Origin of the sequence: Chroococcus sp. FPU101, from assembly GCF_017312365.1 — a bacterium.
Taxonomy (GTDB): domain Bacteria; phylum Cyanobacteriota; class Cyanobacteriia; order Cyanobacteriales; family Microcystaceae; genus Chroococcus.
This window is the reverse complement of the sequence record NZ_BLJI01000038.1, coordinates 1-21,238: the sequence shown is the minus strand read 5'-3', so window position 1 is coordinate 21,238 and position 21,238 is coordinate 1. Positions and strand designations below refer to the sequence as shown.

Sequence of the window (21,238 nt, the reverse complement as noted above, 5' to 3'; positions counted from 1 at the left end):
CTAAATATCTAAGCGTTGATAGATAGTATCAAGATGTTTGAGATGATGCTTAGGATCAAAACAACTTTCAATGTCTTCAGATGACAGAAGTTCTTTGACTTGAGCATTATTACTAATCAAATGATAAAAGTTACCGTTAGTGGTATTCCAAGCTTGATGAGCGCAAGATTGTACAATTTTATAGGCTTCTTCTCTCGCAAGTCCTTTTTCAACTAAAGTCAATAAAACCTTTTGACTGAAAATGACTCCCCCATAAACATTCATGTTGCGTTCCATGTTTTGCGGGTAGACTTGTAGGTTTTTCACCAGTTCTGTAATCTCTTTAATCATAAAATGGGTCAAGATACAGCAGTCGGGTAAAATGACTCGTTCGACTGAACTATGAGAAATATCTCTTTCATGCCACAAAGCAATATTTTCAACGGCTGCAACGGCATGACTTCTAATAATTCTCGCCATTCCCGTTAAACGCTCAGAACGAATAGGGTTACGCTTGTGAGGCATTGCTGATGAGCCTTTTTGACCTTTAGCGAAAAATTCTTCTACTTCTAGTACGTCTGTACGCTGTAGATTGCGAATTTCAACGGCAAAGCGTTCAATTGATGCGGCTAATATCGCTAATTGTTGCACAAATTCGGCATGACGATCGCGTGAAATAACCTGAGTTGATGCGGTATCGGGTTCTAGCCCTAAAATTTGACAGGAAATGGCTTCTACTTTCGGATCGATATTAGCATAGGTTCCGACCGCGCCAGAGATTTTACCTACTGCGATATCTTTTCTTAAACGGACTAAACGTTCACGGTTGCGTAAGACTTCGGCTAACCAACCTGCTAACTTAAAGCCAAAAGTGATCGGTTCTGCGTGAATACCATGCGATCGGCCTACCATTACTGTATAACGGTGTTGTTGTGCTTGGTAACGGATCGCTTGAATTAAGTCTTCTAGATATTGCAAAATTAAATTTAGACTAGCGACTAACTGTAACGATAGTGCGGTGTCTAATACATCTGAACTGGTCAAGCCAAGGTGAATATAACGCCCTGCATCCCCTACATATTCATTGACATTTGTCAAGAAAGCAATGACATCGTGTCTGACTTCTGCTTCAATCTCTAAAACACGCTGTACATCAAACTTTGCTTTTGCTTTAATTTCGTCTACTGCAACGGATGGAATGGAACCTAATTCTGCTTGTGCTTCACAGACAGCTATCTCTACTTCTAGCCATGTTTGGAAACGATACTCATCTGTCCAGATTTTTCCCATTTCGGGAAGGGTATAACGCTCAATCACCGATCGTTCTCTACAATTCAACCGTCTTATTGTATCACCCTCGATTCCTAATTAACCGCAAAACCTGTATAGAGAGCTTTATTCTCGAATGCGAATTCTAGATACTTCGACAATCAGAAGCTTACCTAGATAGTCATTATTAATTATGAAATAATTTTGCAAAAGATACTAGACTTTGGTATAACTGCCAAAAAAATGATATTGTTAAATGACAAAACCACAGCATTCAATAGAAATTTATAAAAATATTTAACTTAAATCATTGCTCCATATCCTTGAAGATTACTGAAGTTTTTGAAAAAGGAGAATTATCATGACGGTTGAGCAACATGGTTTAGTGGTGCATCCTAATCAAGGAACTGTAGTTACAGTCGCAGGAGATATTGTAATCTTTAAAGCAGTAGGCGAACAAACGAATGGACAATATGCACTGTTTGAGATTTGGGCTGAACCGCAAAAAGGGCCGCCATCGCATATTCATGGTCGGGAAGACGAAGCATTTTATGTTCAAGAGGGAGAAGTCGAGTTTTATTTAGATGACCAAACTGTTGTTGCTACTCCTGGTACGTTTCTCCATTCACCTAGGGGACAAAGACATAGCTACAAAGTGATTAGCTCACAACCTGCTAAAATGCTGTGTTGGGTGACACCAGCAGGACTTGAACAGTTCTTTGCCGAAGTCGGAACAGTGTTAAGCAATCCTAATATTTCACCCCCGCTACTGACACCAGAAGCGATTGAAAAAATGAAAACTATTGCACCTAAATACGGCATTACAATTCTTCCACCAGTTAAATAAAATAAGTCGTCAGTGAATAGAGAATGGTATGTTCTTCTATGGTTTGTCTGGCTGCTTGGGCTGCGTGAGTGATGACAAAATCTGTAATTGACCGTCCTTCTAGTGTGGCAACTAATTGTAAGATTTCTTTCTGTTCTGCGGTAATTCTAGCTTCTAAACCTTCTGATTTCGTTTTGTTTTCTTCCCTTGGTTACGGTTTTCGAGATTAGTGTACGGCAAATAATCGTACTTTTCAAGTCAAGATATCTAACCCAGTTCAAAGGTTGTGACCCCATACCATCGCTTAAAGGGTAATTCTGGAAATTCTTTAGTATACATTCGCGCTGTTTCAAAAACGATATTCATGCCATATCGTTTGGCTAACTGGATGGCTGCGGGATTAATTTCTGGTGTATCTAAAAAAATTGGTGTTTCAGGTTTGATTTTTGACTGCAAAGCCAGAAATAATGATTCGGCTAATGTCTCATCATCGGCAAATAGGGGGCCAATTTTATAACCTGTCTGACACGCTCTAATGACTCCATAGCCCGCCAACTGACCGTTTTCTAGGATTCCTAATGCAAAGCTTTCAGGTTGATTAATCCAACATTGCAAAAATGAAGTACGATCGCTAGGAAAAAATGCCCTGTCGTATTCACATAAATCATTAAATGTCAAGTTTTTTAACTCAATAATTTTTGAATTGTGTGGGACTTCAATTCCGCCTTTTCCTTGATAGCGAATGTTGCGATGAGCCAATTTAAAACCCGATTTTTGATAATTTTCTTGTTGCGCGACGACTCCATCTAAACCGATATTTCGTCCTTTAAGAGATGCGATCACAGTATTCCACAATTGAAAACCATAACCTTGACCGCGATATTCTGGCATAACGATATAAAAACCTAAGAAAGCAAAATTATCGCCATATTTAACCGCAGAAAGAACAGAAATAGGTTGATTATTGATTAATCCAACCCAAAATCCATCAGGATCAGCCGTATAAAAACAATCTGCATCATGTAAACTAGGGTTCCATCCCTCTGAAGCAGCCCATGCGATCCCACAGGGATCTCGCCTTCGGCGAGTACGCAAGATCAATTTCCTTACGACTCATTGTTCTGAGTAAATATTCTGTCATGAAAACTTATTCTTTAACTGCATGATAAAAATATCTTTCTTCTGCACGGTCTGTATAACTTTTGTCTGCTGATCAAGTGCTAATGGCTACAGTACCAAAGCTTTAGAGATGTTAAAAATAGTTCGGGAGGCATAAATGCTTATTGTTGATGAGTAAGCTGATTGTGCTGTGACCGTTAGATTGGAACTAGCATTCTGTAAAATGGTAAAGGTATACTAACAAAAAATTTATATTATCTTTAGATTAAATAAAAACGCTTGTTGTTAGAGCCATGCCAAAATCCCATCTTAATGAACGTTATCAAAGAATTTTAAAAGCGACTGTTAAGCACTATATTGCGACGGCTGAACCTGTTGGCTCAAAAACTTTGGTTGAAGGTTATAATTTTCAAGTGAGTTCGGCAACAATACGCAACGCTTTAGGTCAATTAGAAAAAGACGGTTTTCTTTATCAACCTCATACATCGTCTGGACGTGTACCATCTGATTCAGGATATCGCATTTATGTCGATGAACTCATGAGTCCCGATGAAACAATAAGTAAACACATTGAACAGTATTTATTTCAGCAATTAAAGCGAGAAACATGGCATTTTGATTCGCTTCTCCAAAGAGCAACACAGATTTTAGCAAATATTAGCGGATATATTGCGATTATTACTCTGCCTCAGACTTCAAACAATAAGCTAAAACATCTACAGTTAGTACAAGTATCATCCAAGCAGATGATGTTAATTATTGTTACTGATGGGTTTCAAACGCAATCTGTTTTAATGGATATACCAGCAACAATTCTAGAAGATGAGACAGAAAATTTAGCGAAAGAATTACAAATTTTATCCAATTTTTTGAACCATCAACTCAAAGGATACTCTTATTCTGAACTAATTACTTTAGATTGGAACAAAATCGATCAGGAGTTTTTACAATACAAAAATATTTTAAAAAATTTAGTTCAAGAAGTGAGCCAACGATTACAGGCTGAGTCTACACCTTCTATTATTATGCACGGGGTGTCAGAAGTTTTGCGTCATCCTGAATTTTCTCATTTAGAACAATTTAAAATGTTGCTACATCTATTAGAACGACAACAAGATCAATTAATTCCACTGATTTGTGAATCTACATCAAAGGTAAAAATTAGAATTGGTTCAGAAAATCCCTTAGAATCAATGCGACTTTGTACTTTAGTTTCTGCGGTCTATCGCCAAGGTGAATCTCCAGTTGGTAGCGTCGGAATTATTGGCCCAACTCGTATGTTATATGAAAATACAATTCCTTTAGTTGAGACAACAGCCGATTATTTAACTGATGCTTTAAGTGATTCTATAACCTCGTAGAAACTGACCTTAAATCATCAGGAATTATATCATCTGAAGCAAATTCTAAAATTGTTTCAGAATATCCTAAATAACCTGATTGAGTAAAGAAAAGTAACATTCTAGCTAAAGCCAGCCAAATGTCTTGATCGAATTCCCAGTCTTTTTCACGATTAGAAAAACAAGCAATTGATTTTAATGCCCAAAAATAACTATTACGCACAACAGAGCCTCCTTTTTTATACTGAGGTAAATCGTCTTGTTTAATATATAAAATATCATCTTTAAGATAAACTTTCATTGGTCTATAAATATTTAAACAACCTATTTTTATTATTTAAAATTAAGGATAAAGTGTTTTACCAGTCAAAGGATCAAAGATAAAAATTTGTTCTATATTTATTTGAAGAGTTACACTATCGCCGACTTTTACAGAGTCAACAAACGAAGCATAAAAACTTAATTTTGTTTCTGTATCTAGTAAAGTAGCTCGTACTAAAATCTCTTTCCCCAAAGGTTCTATCAGATCAATAATAGCACTGAGTAAACCGCTTTTTTCTGAAGATGTAAGATGTATTTGCTCTGGTCTTATGCCAACTTCTACTCTAACTGATTCTGTTAAAGGCAAAGATTTTTTAAGTGTTTCAGAAAGAGGAATAAACTGTCCTTGAATACAAAGATTTCCCTGACTATAAATAGCTGGTAAGATATTCATTGTCGGGCTACCAATAAAGGTAGCGACCATTCGGTTAGTAGGACGTTGATAAATTGTTTGAGGTAGCCCAATCTGTTGAATTGTTCCTTGATCGAGAATGACAATTTTATCAGCTAATGTCATGGCTTCTACTTGATCATGAGTGACATAAATCGTAGTAATTCCTAATTGTCGATGTAGCTCTTTTAAAAATGCTCTTGTTTCATCTCGTAATTGAGCATCTAAATTCGATAAAGGTTCATCCATTAAGAAAACTTTAGGTTCTCGAATGATCGCACGTCCTAAAGCGACTCTTTGTTGTTGTCCCCCCGATAGTTGTTTCGGTTTACGGTTTAATAAATGATCAATATTAAGGGAACGAGCCACACTTTCGACACGTTTATTTAAAGTAATGGGATCGACTTTTCGCATTCGTAACCCAAAAGACAAATTTTGAGCGATCGTCATGTGAGGATATAAGGCGTAATTTTGAAAAACCATCGCGACATCCCTTTGTCTTGGTGGAATTGAATTAACTAAACTACTACCAATATAAAGTTCACCCCTTGTGATTGATTCTAATCCAGCAATCATCCGTAAAATAGTAGATTTTCCGCATCCTGACGGCCCAACTAAAACCCAAAATTCGCCATCAGGAATTTCAAAGGTAATATCAGAAACCGCTATTACTGAATCAAATTGACGAGTGATCTGATTTAGACAGACTTGAGCCATAAAATTTATTGTTCACAGGTTAAGATCAACCTTATCCTAAACTGGTAGTAGTCATTTAAGTAATTTAGATGTAATCCAGATCAACCTTAAACTGTCATCTACCTTAAGATAGATAAATTTAAAAACTTAATCATTTACATTTTTACAGATGATTTACTGCGCTGATCACGAGTTATAGCTTCAGTTCATCATGAACAGTTTCGTATAATCCTTATTCCGTTAAACTATTAATTTGATTAATTGTGTAGGATAGCAAACCAAAATGATCAACGAGCAAAAAGCTAACCTGAACTTAGATTCAGATGCAGAACGGGTTCGCATCTTAAGCGAAGCTTTACCTTATATCCAACAATTCGCAGGTCGAACGGTTGTGGTTAAATATGGCGGTGCTGCGATGAAAGATAGTAATCTCAAAGATACTGTCATCCGCGATATTGTTTTTCTAGCCTGTGTGGGAGTGCGACCCATTGTTGTACATGGTGGCGGCCCTGAGATCAATAGTTGGCTAGATAAATTGGGTATTGAAGCACAATTTAAAAACGGTTTACGGGTGACAGATGCAGCAACGATGGATGTTGTAGAAATGGTCTTAGTCGGACGCGTCAATAAAGAATTAGTCACTTTGATTAATAATGCAGGTGGTAAAGCAGTTGGTTTGTGCGGCAAAGATGCTAACTTGATTACAGCACGAAATTTAGGGGGAGAAGATATTGGTTTTGTTGGTGAGGTGGCTACAGTCGATGCACGTTTAATCATCTCTTTGGCTGAAAAGGGTTATATCCCTGTGATTTCTAGTGTAGCGGCTGATGAAACAGGACAGGCTTATAATATTAATGCCGATACGGTCGCAGGAGAAATTGCCGCAGCATTAGGTGCAGAAAAATTAATTCTATTAACAGATACATCGGGAATTCTGGAAAATTATAAAGATCCTTCGACTTTGTATAATAAATTAGATATTCAACAAGCAAGAGAATTAATTAGTCGCGGGATTGTTTCTGGTGGAATGATTCCAAAGGTAAGTTGTTGTGTGCGATCGCTCGCTCAAGGTGTTAAAGCGGCTCATATTATTGATGGTCGTCTTCCCCATTCTCTTTTACTAGAAATTTTCACTGATAAAGGGATTGGTTCGATGATTGTTGCTTCGGAATTTACACACCAATAGTAGTAATTACCGTACTTTTTTCTAAAAGGCCTTGCTAAAACCTTATTCTTTGATGTACATATAAGAAACAATGCTTCTTGAGTATTTTTAAGCCTGCCAAAATGGATTAACTTAAAAATTTATTCTGTGAAGAAGCATTAGTTAAAAAATTAAGTTTTAGTACAATTAATCAGGAATCAGCAAATCGAGGCTATGACCAAACAAGTCGCTCACCCTATGGCGAAGTTTCAGCGCAAAGCCGCCTCACTCGTTGAATCTAAAGTAATTAAATCTTCTGATAATATTTGGAAGCTTGCTTTACTTTACGGCGATGAATGGGCTTACTGGAAGCAAGAATTATTAGATTTTGGTTTTTCAATGAATGATCAAGTTGGCGATATTATAGTGGTTGAAGAGTGGGACGAAGATTAAAGAAATTCAAGCCAAGATATTTATCATTGATTTATATATGTAATTGCTATAGCCAAATTGATTGTTCTATGCTAGGTTGAACTTTGATTCGAATCAGAATAGCTGTGATGTTATCATGTCCATTTTTTTGATTAGCTAAAGCAATTAACTTATGTAATCCTTCTTCTAAATTAAATTGAGAAGAAAGTAAAGGTGATAAATATGTTTGCCAATGAGTTTCGACGAATTGATGATCGGACAAACCATCGGAACATAGCAAGAATAAACTATCTTCTAGAACATTCAAGAATTGCACATCGGGTTTTAGATAGTAGTCATCATGGGGGCCTAATGCTTGAGTTAATTGATAAGCATCAGGGCGAGCATAGGCAATTTTTGGCTCAATGCCCTCTTGAATTGCTCGTTGTCCAACCTCATGATCAATACTTAACTGTTCTAAACCCCATTTTCGAGTAATGCGATAAATGCGACTATCACCCACATGAGCGATCGCCAAGCGAGTATTTTGGATTAAAGCCATGACCAGTGTTGTTCCCATACGACCACTACCATGACTAGATTTTTCTTGATTAACTCGGAAAATGGCTTGATTAGCCATAAAAATTCCCTTTTGAAGCGTTTCTAGGCTAGGGAATTCTTCAAGCCAACAATTAGCAAAATAACGCTGTATAGTTTCAACAGCCATCGCACTAGCAACCTCACCTGCGGCGTGTCCTCCCATGCCATCACAAACAATATACAAACCACGCGCTTGTACTCTTTGTCCTCGGTTACTTTGCTGTTTTTTAATTTGGATATCCATGCCAAAACAATCTTCATTATGACGGCGTTGTCGCCCATTATCGCTATAACCAGCATCACTCAGATTCAACATTTGCATCGGAATGACTGCTGTTGATAGTTCATCACTATGATCAATCAATAAACTTTCTTGAGGACTGGTTGTTAGATGATCTACCGCTTGACTTTTAGATGCTATTTCTGCATTAAGGTTAGAAGCATGAATTAGATTAGGCGAACTGAATTCATCTTCAAAGTTATCTGCTACATAAGATAAAGAGTGCATTTGTTGCTCATCGGCAATTTCTTGCAGTTGTAACCTTAATTCTGTAACGGTGTTAATCTCTCCAGAAAAAACTTTGTTTAAAACTGTGATTAAAGTTTGAGACGGTTGATCAAAAGATTGATCAATTAATCTCTGCCAACTTTGAGCTAAATCTTTAAGGGATAGCTGAGTGTTGACTGGATCAGGGTAAAGCCTTAAGAGTCCAAAGGTTTGATCTTCATCGACACGTAAATTAGTTTCAACCAAAAGACTTTGAGCATAACCCACCTCTGTTAAGGATTTCCAAAGTTTAGCCATTTCATCAAACCAGTAAACAATTTGTAAAATGGGTAATGATTGCTGTAACCAAAGATTTGATAAAAGCTGCCACTCTGAGCGATCGCTAATAATTAAGACTTCTCGATAATCTTCAAGCCAAGCATCTTGAATTTCTGGGATAGCAGGTGTAAAATCATGCAACGTGACGTAAGGTAAAGCTAAATTGGGTAACCAAGAAGAATTTTTTAATTGTTGAATCTCAAGATCGGTATGTTGTTCTAACAGAATTTTTAAAACGGATTTTTGTAAAGGTTGACAGTCTAGGATAGGTTGTTGAATATAGCGATAGGTTGTTGAGTCAATCATAATTATTTGAGTGGTATCCCTAGCGGACATCAAACGATATCTCCGACTCATATCTAAATAATCTTCTCTGTTTACGGTCGAAGTCTCTAATAACTCTTGGTTCAGTTTCGTGATGTAATTCGTTAAATGCAAGGGTTCAGCAATAATCGCTGTCCAAACACTACCCGTAAAAGCTTGGCAATAAGAACAGGTTTCCGCATCAAACGAAACTTTAGAACCACACTGATGACACGTTTTATGACTTAAAGACGTTCCGCATTGATGGCAAGATTGGGAATGATTCGGATTGTCGTGCTGGCAATGGGGACAAACAAGCATGAGCTACTTCAACTTTCGTTTTTATCGACTAATGAATAATAGACTATCCTTCTTTAAGCACCTTGATAGGCTGCTCTCAACCTAGTATTCCCTGAAAAGCTTTGACAATATCCGATCGTTAAAGTAGATTACTCAGATTTTTATCTAGATCATGAGTGTTTCCCAAAATTAAGTTTTCTAATCTTTGATGATTCTTGTCTAATCATAAAGTAGCAACTCATCTTAGATCTATGGCAGAATAAATAAACTTAGCCGTTATGAAAGATAACACTAATGACTTTACTTTATGATGATGCCTACTAATTTAATTAACCCTATTTATTTGGGTTCATTTTTACCCGTCGATAGCATCTTGTCTACTCAAGGTATCATGGTGATGCTTTTGGCGGCTTATGCGATCGCCATGTGGATGTTTTTGACGAGTGCGCCCAAAATTTATACGATTATGGTGTCGGATCTCGCTGCTGCTAAAGATTTTTATGAAGGTTTACTCGATTTGCCTGTTGCTGAGGTTCCGCTTCACTATTACTATAACTATGAGCAAAGTCTAGGAACCCCAGGAGTTGATCCGATTTATTGGTCTAATTATTCATCGACTCAACCTAAACCAAGAACTGAATTTAATCAAACTGATGGTTTATGGTATCAGTTGAAAAAAAATACTCAGATTCATATTGTAACAGGTGCTAATTTTGGCCATAACAATCGTCATCGTCACGTTTGCTTTGATAATGCTTGTTTAGAAGCAATTTTAATGCGAGTTCAAGCTAGACGACTAAAATATAAAATTCGTCGCAATAAACCCCTCAATTTTTTAGTTAAAGATTTTGAAGAACGAGTAATTGAATTGGCTGAGGCTAATGATTAAATCATTACCAAAAACCTCGTTTACCAGTTGGCATAACCGTTAACCAATTGGTTTTAGCTAATGCTAATTGTTCGGGTGTTACCTGTGCATCACACAAATTGGCACCACAAAGATTCGCACCTTTTAAATTAGCATATTTTAAATGCGCTCCAGTTAAATCAGCCCCTCTTAAATCAGCCCGATCTAAGTCAGCATAACTTAAATAAGCTTGACTTAAATTAGTATTTTTCAGAATAGCCTGACTTAAATTCGCTCGACCTAAATCAGCATGAGAGAGATCCGCATCTTGTAAGTTTGAACCTGTTAATTTAGATTGATAAAAATTAATCCCTGGTAGTCTTGCTCTTTGAAGATTAAGCGCATTTAATTCTTCCTGAGCAAAATCTCTTTGACCTCTTTCATAGCCTTCGACAATAGCTCTAGAATCAAGTTTACCTTTTTTCTTAATCAGAGTAATTTCGGTTGCTCTTACTTTATTTTTCGGGTTATGACTTTGTTGGATATTTTGAAATGCCATTCCCCCATTAGGCGGTTGAGCTTGATAGGAAGGGCTAACATTGACACCCCGAAGTGGTGAGGTTTTACCCGTTGTTTTAGTCGAAAAAGCCGTAGAAAATTGAGATTGTAGATTACTCGAAAAAGGCTCATCAGATTGTTTATCTGAGGGTAAAGGCATGGTGATCATGCTTTGAGCTAGACTGTCTGAATAAGCCGATAAATCCAACGCTTGAAGCACTTCTTCGGCTGATTTATAACGATGTCTGACAGACACTTCGAGCATGGTTTTGAGAACTTTAGCAAAGGCTGGACTAACTTGTACCCAATTTTCCCAGAGTAATTCGCCCGTATTTTGATCCACTTCTAAATCTTTAGGAGATCTCGCCGTCAAAAGATAAATACAAGTAATACCCAACGCATAAATATCACTGGCGTAAACAGGTCGCATCGCCATTTGTTCAGGTGGAGCAAAACCTTGTGTTCCTACGGCAAAGGCGGTAAACGCGGTCTGAGCAGATGTTTTAGAAGCGATGACTGAGTTAACTTGATTTTTAACGGCTCCAAAATCGATTAAAACTAATTTACGATCGGTTTGACGACGAATTAAGTTAGCAGGTTTAATATCTCGATGAATAACTTTTTGTTGATGAATATAGTTAATAATGGGCAGCAATTCACTTAAAAATTGTTGAACACCCGCCTCACTAAAAGGGCCTCGTTTTTTAACTTCTTGATGTAAATTATGACCTTTGACGTATTCTTGTACTAAATAAAACTGTTGTTGAGATTCAAAATAGTCTAATAACCGAGGGACTTGTGGATGGTTACCGACTTTACCCAATGTTTCGGCTTCTCTTTCAAATAATTCCTTAGCCATCCGAAAAACGTTAGGATCATCTGTCGAAGGTCGTAGCTGTTTCACTACACATAGAGGTTTACCTGGCAAGGATAGATCTTGAGTGGCAAAGGTCGCCCCAAAACCCCCTTTACCTAGAATGCCAAGGATTTGATAGCGTTCGCGTAGTAGCAGTGTTGAGCCACAGGCTTGACACACTACAGCCTGATCAGGGTTTTTAGGTTGAGAACAGGAGGGGTTGACGCAGTAACTCATGTAGGGTCACCAATACACATTGTCCAAACTGTGAATGAAAGTAGGATTCATCGGAGCTTACAAGTTTCTCTACAAAATCTGTAAAAAGAAACTTCTAGGTTTCCTCTATTGATGACCATAACTGATTAATCGCCTAATGGGGGTGATTTAACTCACTATCGGTCAAAAAAATACTTTAAAATTATGTCTTACTTATATAAAGTTCCCTAAAAATGCGATAATATAACAGCCTTAGCAGAAAAAAGACAAAGACAAATCGTCCTTGTATTAATAAGTTAAATCAATTTCATAACCATAGACTAATATTACAAATTGCGACAAAACCTGATGAGTGTAGCTAAAGATACTGAGGAGGGTTTGAATTTATTATAGTTAGTTAATAAAGGAGCTAAAAAAGCTTTTTTAAGTTTCCTAATTTATTCATCTGTGCATTTAAACGTGAGTTAGCATAAAACACTCTTGTTGCAAGGAGCGTGATCATCTTGACTACTTTGATTTCATCTTGGCAATTTATAGAAGAGTCCCAGAGGAACAAACAGCAGCAGCAAGCGAGTGATCTTCCTATTATTTACTCGACGATCGCGCCCTGTGGGATTAGCTCGCTTATTTTTGATCATTACGATATCGATCTTCCCAAAGATTGTCAACTATGGCATCGCGGTTTAAGTGATGTTTATTTATTAGAAACCATTTCAACGTTCTATATTGTTAGAGTTTCTCATTATCATTGGCGAACAAAAACTGAAATCGATTTTGAATTAGAATTGCTCGAATATCTTAAGCAAAATGCAATTCCTGTTGCGGCACCTTTACGGACTAGGGATAATAGTTTATTAGTTGAAATACAGGCACCAGAAGGAATGAGATATCTTTCTTTATTTCCCTATGCTACGGGGTCTGTGGCACTCGGTGATCTCAATTCTCATCAAAGTCATCTTCTAGGTCAAACTGTTGCTAGATTACATCAAGTAGCTCGCAATTTTCAGCCTTTAGCCGCTCGTCAAGCTCTTGATTTAAAATATTTACTTGAAGATTCGTTACAAATTATTGCACCTTTCCTAGTATACCGACAGCAAGATTTACAACTTATTGTCCGTTTAATCGCCAATCTTCAACAACAATTACAATCTTTACCCAAAACTACGCCATATTGGGGAGTTTGTTGGGGCGATCCTCATAGTGGTAATGTTCACTTCACCTCAAATAATCACATGACTCTATTTGATTTTGATCAATGTGGTTATGGATGGCGAGCTTTTGATATCGGTAAATTTCTACAAGTTTCTTTACAAACAGGTTTGAGTTGTGGCGTTAGAGATGCGTTTATTCAAGGTTATGAAGTGATCGAACCTTTAACCGATCTAGAATCTCATTCACTTCAAGCATTGACTCAAGTCGCTTATCTTTGGTCTTGGTCAATTCATCTCAGTAATACTCAGTTATATGATTATAGCCGCTTGGATCATTCCTATTTGACGCACCGTCTAGAGATGTTAAAACGTTTAAGTTCAAAAGACTGGCAATTATTTTAATTTTTGTCGTTTGTAGAAGAAGGTAAAGTAGGAGAAGGAAGCCCTTGAGGTAAGGAAAGAGGAATATTAGTCCCTCGATCATAAACTTCTATATTCCATTGACCAAAACGATTACTTTCAAACGCAATTAAACGACCATTACCACTGATCGTAGGATGTCGCACTTCTCCTAAAATATTTTTAGTTATATTTTCCGTTTTTAAAGTTTGGCGATCATAAATAAAAATGTCTGGTTTCCCCGTTAGTTCAGAAACATAAACAATATAACGACCGTCAGCACTAATGGCGGGCTGATCTTGTAAAATACCTAGTTGATTTAATCCAGGTAAAAATACAAGTTGTCGTTTTTGAAGATCGTAAAGATAAATCGTACGTTGTGATTGGCGATCGGAGGCAAAAATTAAATAACGACCATCATATGAAAAATTAGGATATTGTTCTGTTGTTGTTGTGTTGATGCTACCAATCAATGCTTGAGTAGGTGGCGTGATAAAACCCGCCTCGCTACAACTAGATAAACCCATCGAACTTAATAGAATTAAAATAAAGGGTGTGAGCTTATGCAATCTAAGAATGAACTTCATCAAATGGCTGCTGAGGATTAAGGGGTAATGTACAGCAGTTAACATCATCAATACAGACTTTTCCCCACTGTAAAGCCCATCTCACTAACTCTACTCGATTTTCGGTCTTGGTTTTGGTCAGAATGTTACTAATATGGTTATCTACCGTTCTCTTGCTGATTTCAAGTCGTTCAGCAATGTCGTGATTCGTTAAGCCATAAGCAACTAGGTCTAAAATTTCTAACTCACGATCAGATAAGGAAGCAGCGTTGTTATACTTATTGTTGACCATAAGTATTTTTCCTCTAGTAATTTTACTCATTCGTTTCTTCTATTCTAGAAGAATAGTCAAGTCTTGGAATCCGCTAAAAATCTGAAGATTGTCGCTCATGAGCTTAAATCATAAATGACAAAGCCAAAAGATTGTGATCTTAGATAATTTATAGCTATAATCCAACAGTTTTGTTTTTTCTCTCACTTTCTTTAAACTGATAGGGATTCTTTTAAAAAAATAATTGTTCAATAAGACAGTTGAATTTTTACTTAATTAACTGTAGGGTTACATCATTTTCATACTTAAATCTAACCAAGTCGAGCGAGTAATCGGCGCACTACTCGATATATAGTCCACTCCTGTCTCAGCTACAGGTCTTATTGTGTTTAATGTAATATTGCCTGAAGCCTCAATTTTAACTTGACTGTTTTGTCTGCGAATCAATTGAACTGCGGCTTTCATTTCATCAATAGACATATTATCTAACATGATAATATCGGCATTCCATTGGAGAGCTTCTTTAATCTCCGCAGTGCAAGTTGTTTCTACTTCAATTGTCAAAGGATAAGGAATTGTCTTACGGATACGTGTAATTGCTTGACCAATTCCGCCAGCCGCCTGTATATGATTATCTTTGATCATTACTGCATCATCTAAACCCATACGATGATTAACAGCACCACCTATTCGAGTCGCATATTTTTCTAGTAGTCTTAAACCTGGTGTGGTTTTGCGAGTATCAACCAACTGTGCTGGTAAGTCTGCAATTAGTTCTGTATATTGATGGGTGGCTGTTGCGATGCCACTTAAACGCATCACTAAGTTTAATGCTACTCGTTCTCCTGTCAGCAAAGCATTCATTGAGCCTTCAATTTCTGCAATCACTGTTCCAGTCTCGCATTTTTCTCCTTCTGTGACAGTAGAAATAAAACTGACTTCATTGTCCAATAACTGAAATACTCTTTTTGCTACAGGTAAACCTGCGATCGCCCCTGTTTCTTTAGCTATCCATTGTGCTTTCCCTTTCACTACAGCATCTGGAAAGATACTTTGTGTTGTGAAATCGGCACGACCTAGATCTTCTAGCAACCAAGAATTCAAGAGGGGATCTAAAACAAGCAAAAGAGGCAGCATAGCAGTAACAAGGGTAAACCAATACTTATACTTAAATCATGCCAGTAGAGGTACCCTTTTTTCCTTATACGCAAAGTCAAACTCTTCTGAGTGAATCGTTGCTATCAAAAAAACTCAAAAACTTTTTAAAACCCCAAAAAGCTTACTGAGATTGGCTTTTCGAGTTTTGAGTTAAGCAGAATTTGGCTAAATTTCGGCTAAAACCGAGAGTTTTGAGGGTCTAAGAATGCCGAAAAGCTGAACTGGTAAGGGATAGAAGAATTTTTAAAAACTTTTGGCTAAACGCTTGACAAACCCATTGAAAGTTCGTATATTGGTAAATGCGCGGTAAAGAGAGCGGTTCACACGAAACGCCAAAATAAATCTCCCAACGCGCCCTGAACCTTGACAAATCAAGAGTTTGAAAGCCAGAAGACATTTAACCAGTGCTTCAAATCAAAATAGCCCTTGTTAATCAATATATTATAAGGTGAAAGCTCTTTTGACAAGAGTAATCACCGAAAAAACTAAAAAGCCAAAACAAACAAACCACCATGGAGAGTTTGATCCTGGCTCAGGATGAACGCTGGCGGCGTGCCTAACACATGCAAGTCGAACGGACTTCTTCGGAAGTTAGTGGCGGACGGGTGAGTAACGCGTAAGAATCTACCTTCAGGATGGGGACAACAGTTGGAAACGACTGCTAAAACCCGATGTGCCGCAAGGTGAAATATTAATAGCCTGAAGAAGAGCTTGCGTCTGATTAGCTAGTTGGTGGGGTAAGAGCCTACCAAGGCGACGATCAGTAGCTGGTCTGAGAGGATGAGCAGCCACACTGGGACTGAGACACGGCCCAGACTCCTACGGGAGGCAGCAGTGGGGAATTTTCCGCAATGGGCGAAAGCCTGACGGAGCAACGCCGCGTGAGGGAGGAAGGCTCTTGGGTTGTAAACCTCTTTTGCTTGGGAAGAAGATCTGACGGTACCAAGCGAATCAGCATCGGCTAACTCCGTGCCAGCAGCCGCGGTAATACGGAGGATGCAAGCGTTATCCGGAATTATTGGGCGTAAAGCGTCCGCAGGTGGTCGTTCAAGTCGGCTGTCAAAGGTTGAAGCTTAACTTCAAAAAGGCAGTGGAAACTGAACAACTAGAGGTCAGTAGGGGTAGCAGGAATTCCCAGTGTAGCGGTGAAATGCGTAGAGATTGGGAAGAACATCGGTGGCGAAAGCGTGCTACTGGGCTGAATCTGACACTGAGGGACGAAAGCTAGGGGAGCAAAAGGGATTAGATACCCCTGTAGTCCTAGCCGTAAACGATGGAAACTAGGCGTGGCTTGTATCGACCCGAGCCGTGCCGAAGCTAACGCGTTAAGTTTCCCGCCTGGGGAGTACGCACGCAAGTGTGAAACTCAAAGGAATTGACGGGGGCCCGCACAAGCGGTGGAGTATGTGGTTTAATTCGATGCAACGCGAAGAACCTTACCAAGGCTTGACATGTCGCGAATCCCGATGAAAGTTGGGAGTGCCGTAAGGAGCGCGAACACAGGTGGTGCATGGCTGTCGTCAGCTCGTGTCGTGAGATGTTGGGTTAAGTCCCGCAACGAGCGCAACCCTCGTCCTTAGTTGCCAGCATGTAAAGATGGGCACTCTGAGGAGACTGCCGGTGACAAACCGGAGGAAGGTGGGGATGACGTCAAGTCAGCATGCCCCTTACGCCTTGGGCGACACACGTACTACAATGGTTGAGACAATGGGCAGCGAACTTGCGAAAGTCAGCGAATCCCATCAAACTCAGCCTCAGTTCAGATTGCAGGCTGCAACTCGCCTGCATGAAGGAGGAATCGCTAGTAATCGCCGGTCAGCATACGGCGGTGAATCCGTTCCCGGGCCTTGTACACACCGCCCGTCACACCATGGAAGCTGGCCACGCCCGAAGTCGTTACCCTAACCCATTTATGGGAGGGGGATGCCGAAGGCAGGGCTAGTGACTGGGGTGAAGTCGTAACAAGGTAGCCGTACCGGAAGGTGTGGCTGGATCACCTCCTTTTAGGGAGACCCAACTCGCTTTTGATTTAGCCAAAACTAAAATAATTGCTAAAAAAAGCTGAGATATCCCAAGGTCGTGACAAGGGTGAAGAAACAGTTAAACGTCAAAAGGCTTTCAAACTTTGTCAATGGGCAAGAGGAAAAAACGGGCTATTAGCTCAGGTGGTTAGAGCGCACCCCTGATAAGGGTGAGGTCCCTGGTTCAAGTCCAGGATAGCCCAGACAGTTATTGAGTCACTCATTAAAAACTACTATCAATCACTTGACAAAAATCAAAAAGAAGTGATAGGATGAGACTCCATGACTAAAAACAACTCCAAAAAATTCAGCACCGATTCTGAAAAAGTTCAGAAAGAATGCTGGATTTGAAAAAAGTCCAGACAGCACCATGAAAACTGCATAAAGAAAAAGAGAAAAAGCCAATTCTTAAGAAATTAAGAGTGATAGATATTCAGGTCAAGCTAATTAGAGCTAACGGTGGATACCTAGGCACACAGAAGCGATGAAGGACGTGGCGACCGACGAAACGCCTCGGGGAGCGGGAAGCAAGCATTGAACCGAGGATCTCCGAATGGGGCAACCCTAAACACGGTCTCTTGAATCCATAGAGAGACACGAGCGAACCTGGTGAATTGAAACATCTTAGTAGCCAGAGGAAAAGAAAGCAAAAGCGATTCCCTCAGTAGCGGCGAGCGAAAGGGGACCAGCCTAAACCTTTGACCACGGTTAAAGGGGTCGTGGGACAGTAAAACTAGACTGTAGAGATTAGACGAAGTAGCTGAAAACTACACCAAAGAAGGTAAAAGTCCTGTAGTCGAAAATTAAAGCAGCTAAACTGAATCCCGAGTAGCACGGGGCACGTGAAATCCCGTGTGAATCAGCCGAGACCACTCGGTAAGGCTAAATATTCCTGTGTGACCGATAGAGAAACAGTACCGCGAGGGAAAGGTGAAAAGAACCCCAGACAGGGGAGTGAAATAGAACATGAAACCGTTAGCTTACAAGCAATGGGAGGGCGATTTAAACGCCTGACCGTGTGCCTGTTGAAGAATGAGCCGGCGACTTGCAGGCGGTGGCAGGTTAAGGTGGAAGACACCGAAGCCAAAGTGAAAACGAGTCCGAATAGGGCGTTAGTCATCGTTTGCAGACCCGAACCCGGGTGATCTAACCATGGTCAGGATGAAGCTTGGGTAATACCAAGTGGAGGTCCGAACCGACTAATGTTGAAAAATTAGCGGATGAACTGTGGTTAGGGGTGAAATGCCAATCGAACCCGGAGCTAGCTGGTTCTCCCCGAAATGTGTTGAGGCGCAGCGGTTTTGGAAGTGATTTGGGGGTAAAGCACTGTTTCGCTGCGGGCTGCGAGAGCGGTACCAAAGCGAGACAAACTCAGAATACCAAGTCACAAAAAACCAGTGAGACGGTGGGGGATAAGCTTCATCGTCAAGAGGGAAACAGCCCAGACCACCAGCTAAGGTCCCCAAATGAATGTTCAGTGATAAAGGAGGTGGGAGTGCATTGACAACCAGGAGGTTTGCCTAGAAGCAGCAATCCTTAAAAGAGTGCGTAATAGCTCACTGGTCAAGCGCTCCTGCGCCGAAAATGAACGGGGCTAAACATTCTACCGAAGCTGTGGACTCAGATTTAATTTGAGTGGTAGGGGAGCGTTCTAGATAGGGTGAAGCACTAGCGGCAAGCAGGTGTGGACAGTCTAGAAGTGAGAATGTCGGCTTGAGTAGCGAAAATATATGTGAGAATCATATACCCCGAAACCCCAAGGGTTCCTCCGGCAGGCTCGTCCACGGAGGGTTAGTCAGGACCTAAGGCGAGGCTGAGAAGCGTAGTCGATGGAGAACGGGTCAATAATCCCGTACTTTTTTAGATTTGGGCAGAGGGACGGAGAAGGCTAAGTCAGCTGGAAGTTGGTTACCAGTGCAACCGTGCGAGGCGTTGAGAGATGGTGAAAACATCTTGAGCGAAGCCGGGAGTCCGACTTGCTAAGGCAGGGAAGTGACTGAGGTCAAGCTTCCAAGAAAAGCTCTAAACCCGTTAAATCTAAAAAACTTGTACCCGAAACCGACACAGGTGGGGTGGTAGAGAATACTAAGGGGCGCGAGATAACTCTCTCTAAGGAACTCGGCAAAATGACCCCGTAACTTCGGGAGAAGGGGTGCCACCGGCAACGGTGGTCGCAGTGAAGAGTCCCAGGCGACTGTTTACCAAAAACACAGGTCTCCGCCAAGTCGTAAGACGCAGTATGGGGGCTGACGCCTGCCCAGTGCCGGAAGGTTAAGGAAGTTGGTCAGGAGCTTGCTCTAAAGCTGACGACTGAAGCCCCGGTGAACGGCGGCCGTAACTATAACGGTCCTAAGGTAGCGAAATTCCTTGTCGGGTAAGTTCCGACCCGCACGAAAGGCGTAACGATCTGGGAGCTGTCTCGGAGAGAGACTCGGCGAAATAGGATTGTCTGTGAAGATACGGACTACCTGCACCTGGACAGAAAGACCCTATGAAGCTTTACTATAACTTGGAATTGGGTTCGGGCTTCGCTTGCGCAGAATAGGTGGGAGGCATTGAAGTACCCCTTGTGGGGGGTATGGAGCCAATAGTGAGATACCACTCTAGCGAGGCTAGAATTCTAACCTTAACCCCTGAACGGGGAAAGAGACAGTTTCAGGCGGGTAGTTTGACTGGGGCGGTCGCCTCCTAAAAGATAACGGAGGCGCGCAAAGGTTCCCTCAGGCTGGTTGGAAATCAGCCAAAGAGTGCAAAGGCAGAAGGGAGCTTGACTGTGAGAGAGACATCTCGAACAGGGACGAAAGTCGGCCTTAGTGATCCGACGGCACCGCGTGGAAGGGCCGTCGCTCAACGGATAAAAGTTACTCTAGGGATAACAGGCTGATCTCCCCCAAGAGTTCACATCGACGGGGAGGTTTGGCACCTCGATGTCGGCTCATCGCAACCTGGGGCTGAAGTAGGTCCCAAGGGTTGGGCTGTTCGCCCATTAAAGCGGTACGTGAGCTGGGTTCAGAACGTCGTGAGACAGTTCGGTCCATATCCGGTGCAGGCGCAAGAGTATTGAGAGGAGCCTTCCTTAGTACGAGAGGACCGGGAAGGACGCACCGCTGGTGTACCTGTTATCGTGCCAACGGTAAACGCAGGGTAGCCAAGTGCGGAGCGGATAACCGCTGAAAGCATCTAAGTGGGAAGCCCACCTCAAGATGAGTACTCTCATGGAGTTAATCCAGTAAGGTCACGGGCAGAACACCCGTTGATAGGCACTAGGTGGAAAGGTGGTAACATCTGGAGCCGAGGTGTACTAACAGACCGAGGGCTTGACCTCATCTATTAGTTTTTTCTCTTTCTAATCTTTGTGCAGTCTTGATGGTGTCTCACCACTTCCTGGTGTCTCTAGCCCATTGGCTCCACTACGATTCCATCCCGCACTCGAATAGTGAAACTTTGGAGCGGCGACGATACTTTGGGGGTTGCCCCACGGGACAATAGCTCGATGCCAGGATTAATACTCCAACAACAAACCCCTCTCTACACACAGATTTGTATTTTAAAGTTATTCATAAGCTATGTTGATGAGACTGGATCTATAAATTCATCTGTTTTCCCGATGGCCAAATTTTCACATTGATTTTTGTTATTTTGAGTTTTTTAAACGTTTTCTTAATTAATT

16 protein-coding genes, 1 tRNA gene and 2 rRNA genes are annotated in these 21,238 nt (G+C 40.4%); 9 read left to right on the top strand and 10 right to left on the bottom strand.

The features are described 5' to 3' along the window. Entirely contained in the window at positions 1-1,296 is a 1,296-nt protein-coding gene (purB, locus tag CFPU101_RS21480) for an adenylosuccinate lyase (protein ID WP_206817467.1), read from the bottom strand. Positions 1,297-1,609: 313 nt separating this feature from the next. On the opposite strand from purB, the gene CFPU101_RS21475 reads away from it, so the two are divergent. After that, a complete protein-coding gene (locus CFPU101_RS21475) occupies positions 1,610-2,095 on the top strand; it encodes a quercetin 2,3-dioxygenase (RefSeq protein ID WP_206817432.1) in 486 nt (161 codons plus the stop codon). Here the strand turns inward: CFPU101_RS21475 and CFPU101_RS26370 are convergent. Together CFPU101_RS26370 and CFPU101_RS21465 are read right to left on the bottom strand one after the other, a co-directional pair. Next, positions 2,088-2,240: a DUF1778 domain-containing protein gene (locus CFPU101_RS26370; RefSeq protein WP_206817465.1), complete on the bottom strand. Its 153-nt coding sequence runs from the start codon at positions 2,238-2,240 to the stop codon at positions 2,088-2,090. The two genes, CFPU101_RS21475 and CFPU101_RS26370, sit on opposite strands and share 8 nt — an antisense overlap. A gap of 101 nt (positions 2,241-2,341) precedes the next feature. Then, entirely contained in the window at positions 2,342-3,169 is an 828-nt protein-coding gene (locus CFPU101_RS21465; protein WP_242578150.1) for a GNAT family N-acetyltransferase, read from the bottom strand. 317 nt (positions 3,170-3,486) lie between these two features. Between CFPU101_RS21465 and hrcA the strand changes: the two genes are divergently transcribed. Then, a complete protein-coding gene (gene hrcA, locus CFPU101_RS21460; protein WP_206817428.1) occupies positions 3,487-4,554 on the top strand; it encodes a heat-inducible transcriptional repressor HrcA in 1,068 nt (355 codons plus the stop codon). Here the strand turns inward: hrcA and CFPU101_RS21455 are convergent. Continuing rightward, a complete protein-coding gene (locus CFPU101_RS21455) occupies positions 4,541-4,834 on the bottom strand; it encodes a hypothetical protein (RefSeq protein WP_206817426.1) in 294 nt (97 codons plus the stop codon). The two genes, hrcA and CFPU101_RS21455, sit on opposite strands and share 14 nt — an antisense overlap. Before the next feature lie 42 nt (positions 4,835-4,876). Next, positions 4,877-5,962 (bottom strand): ABC transporter ATP-binding protein, encoded by a 1,086-nt coding sequence (locus CFPU101_RS21450; protein WP_206817424.1) that lies wholly within the window; start codon positions 5,960-5,962, stop codon positions 4,877-4,879. 262 nt (positions 5,963-6,224) lie between these two features. On the opposite strand from CFPU101_RS21450, the gene argB reads away from it, so the two are divergent. Both argB and CFPU101_RS21440 read left to right on the top strand, forming a co-directional pair. Beyond that, positions 6,225-7,127, top strand: a complete 903-nt coding sequence (gene argB, locus CFPU101_RS21445) for an acetylglutamate kinase (protein WP_206817422.1) — start codon at positions 6,225-6,227, stop codon at positions 7,125-7,127. Between the two features lie 192 nt (positions 7,128-7,319). Next, positions 7,320-7,538 (top strand): DUF4327 family protein, encoded by a 219-nt coding sequence (locus CFPU101_RS21440; protein WP_206817420.1) that lies wholly within the window; start codon positions 7,320-7,322, stop codon positions 7,536-7,538. A 46-nt stretch (positions 7,539-7,584) separates the two neighbouring features. Here the strand turns inward: CFPU101_RS21440 and CFPU101_RS21435 are convergent, their stop codons facing one another. Then, positions 7,585-9,546: a serine/threonine phosphatase gene (locus tag CFPU101_RS21435; RefSeq protein ID WP_206817418.1), complete on the bottom strand. Its 1,962-nt coding sequence runs from the start codon at positions 9,544-9,546 to the stop codon at positions 7,585-7,587. A gap of 289 nt (positions 9,547-9,835) precedes the next feature. Here CFPU101_RS21435 and CFPU101_RS21430 point away from each other — a divergent pair, with 289 nt between their 5' ends. After that, positions 9,836-10,414, top strand: a complete 579-nt coding sequence (locus tag CFPU101_RS21430; RefSeq protein WP_374191985.1) for a glyoxalase-like domain protein — start codon at positions 9,836-9,838, stop codon at positions 10,412-10,414. Between the two features lie 4 nt (positions 10,415-10,418). Here the strand turns inward: CFPU101_RS21430 and CFPU101_RS21425 are convergent, their stop codons facing one another. Next, positions 10,419-12,023, bottom strand: a complete 1,605-nt coding sequence (locus CFPU101_RS21425; protein ID WP_206817414.1) for a serine/threonine-protein kinase — start codon at positions 12,021-12,023, stop codon at positions 10,419-10,421. 482 nt (positions 12,024-12,505) lie between these two features. Between CFPU101_RS21425 and CFPU101_RS21420 the strand changes: the two genes are divergently transcribed. Further along, positions 12,506-13,555 (top strand): phosphotransferase enzyme family protein, encoded by a 1,050-nt coding sequence (locus tag CFPU101_RS21420; protein WP_206817412.1) that lies wholly within the window; start codon positions 12,506-12,508, stop codon positions 13,553-13,555. Here CFPU101_RS21420 and CFPU101_RS21415 read toward each other — a convergent pair. The 3 genes from CFPU101_RS21415 to nadC all read right to left on the bottom strand — a co-directional run bounded on the left by CFPU101_RS21415 (position 13,552) and on the right by nadC (position 15,526). Further along, on the bottom strand, positions 13,552-14,130 hold the full coding sequence (locus CFPU101_RS21415; RefSeq protein ID WP_206817463.1) for a PD40 domain-containing protein: 579 nt from the start codon (positions 14,128-14,130) through the stop codon (positions 13,552-13,554). The genes CFPU101_RS21420 and CFPU101_RS21415 overlap by 4 nt on opposite strands. Continuing rightward, positions 14,123-14,410, bottom strand: a complete 288-nt coding sequence (locus tag CFPU101_RS21410; protein WP_206817410.1) for a helix-turn-helix transcriptional regulator — start codon at positions 14,408-14,410, stop codon at positions 14,123-14,125. Before CFPU101_RS21410 ends, CFPU101_RS21415 begins: the two co-directional genes overlap by 8 nt. A gap of 267 nt (positions 14,411-14,677) precedes the next feature. Continuing rightward, a complete protein-coding gene (nadC, locus tag CFPU101_RS21405) occupies positions 14,678-15,526 on the bottom strand; it encodes a carboxylating nicotinate-nucleotide diphosphorylase (protein ID WP_206817408.1) in 849 nt (282 codons plus the stop codon). 530 nt (positions 15,527-16,056) lie between these two features. Here nadC and CFPU101_RS21400 point away from each other — a divergent pair. From CFPU101_RS21400 to CFPU101_RS21390, 3 genes are all read left to right on the top strand, one after another. Next, a 16S ribosomal RNA gene (locus CFPU101_RS21400) occupies positions 16,057-17,551 on the top strand. Positions 17,552-17,697: 146 nt separating this feature from the next. Then, a tRNA-Ile gene (locus CFPU101_RS21395) sits at positions 17,698-17,771 on the top strand. Positions 17,772-18,004: 233 nt separating this feature from the next. Further along, a 23S ribosomal RNA gene (locus tag CFPU101_RS21390) occupies positions 18,005-20,893 on the top strand. Together the 16S and 23S rRNA genes with 1 tRNA gene alongside form the textbook arrangement of a ribosomal RNA operon. The last annotated feature ends 345 nt before the right edge of the window (positions 20,894-21,238 follow it).

Coding starts and splice junctions, on each gene's coding strand:
- CFPU101_RS21475 (WP_206817432.1), top strand. CDS start 1,610: ATGACGGTTGAGCAACATGGTTTAGTGGTGCATCCTAATCAAGGAACT.
- hrcA (WP_206817428.1), top strand. CDS start 3,487: ATGCCAAAATCCCATCTTAATGAACGTTATCAAAGAATTTTAAAAGCG.
- CFPU101_RS21455 (WP_206817426.1), bottom strand. CDS start 4,834: ATGAAAGTTTATCTTAAAGATGATATTTTATATATTAAACAAGACGAT.
- CFPU101_RS21450 (WP_206817424.1), bottom strand. CDS start 5,962: ATGGCTCAAGTCTGTCTAAATCAGATCACTCGTCAATTTGATTCAGTA.
- argB (WP_206817422.1), top strand. CDS start 6,225: ATGATCAACGAGCAAAAAGCTAACCTGAACTTAGATTCAGATGCAGAA.
- CFPU101_RS21440 (WP_206817420.1), top strand. CDS start 7,320: ATGACCAAACAAGTCGCTCACCCTATGGCGAAGTTTCAGCGCAAAGCC.
- CFPU101_RS21435 (WP_206817418.1), bottom strand. CDS start 9,546: ATGCTTGTTTGTCCCCATTGCCAGCACGACAATCCGAATCATTCCCAA.
- CFPU101_RS21430 (WP_374191985.1), top strand. CDS start 9,836: ATGATGCCTACTAATTTAATTAACCCTATTTATTTGGGTTCATTTTTA.
- CFPU101_RS21425 (WP_206817414.1), bottom strand. CDS start 12,023: ATGAGTTACTGCGTCAACCCCTCCTGTTCTCAACCTAAAAACCCTGAT.
- CFPU101_RS21410 (WP_206817410.1), bottom strand. CDS start 14,410: ATGGTCAACAATAAGTATAACAACGCTGCTTCCTTATCTGATCGTGAG.
- nadC (WP_206817408.1), bottom strand. CDS start 15,526: ATGCTGCCTCTTTTGCTTGTTTTAGATCCCCTCTTGAATTCTTGGTTG.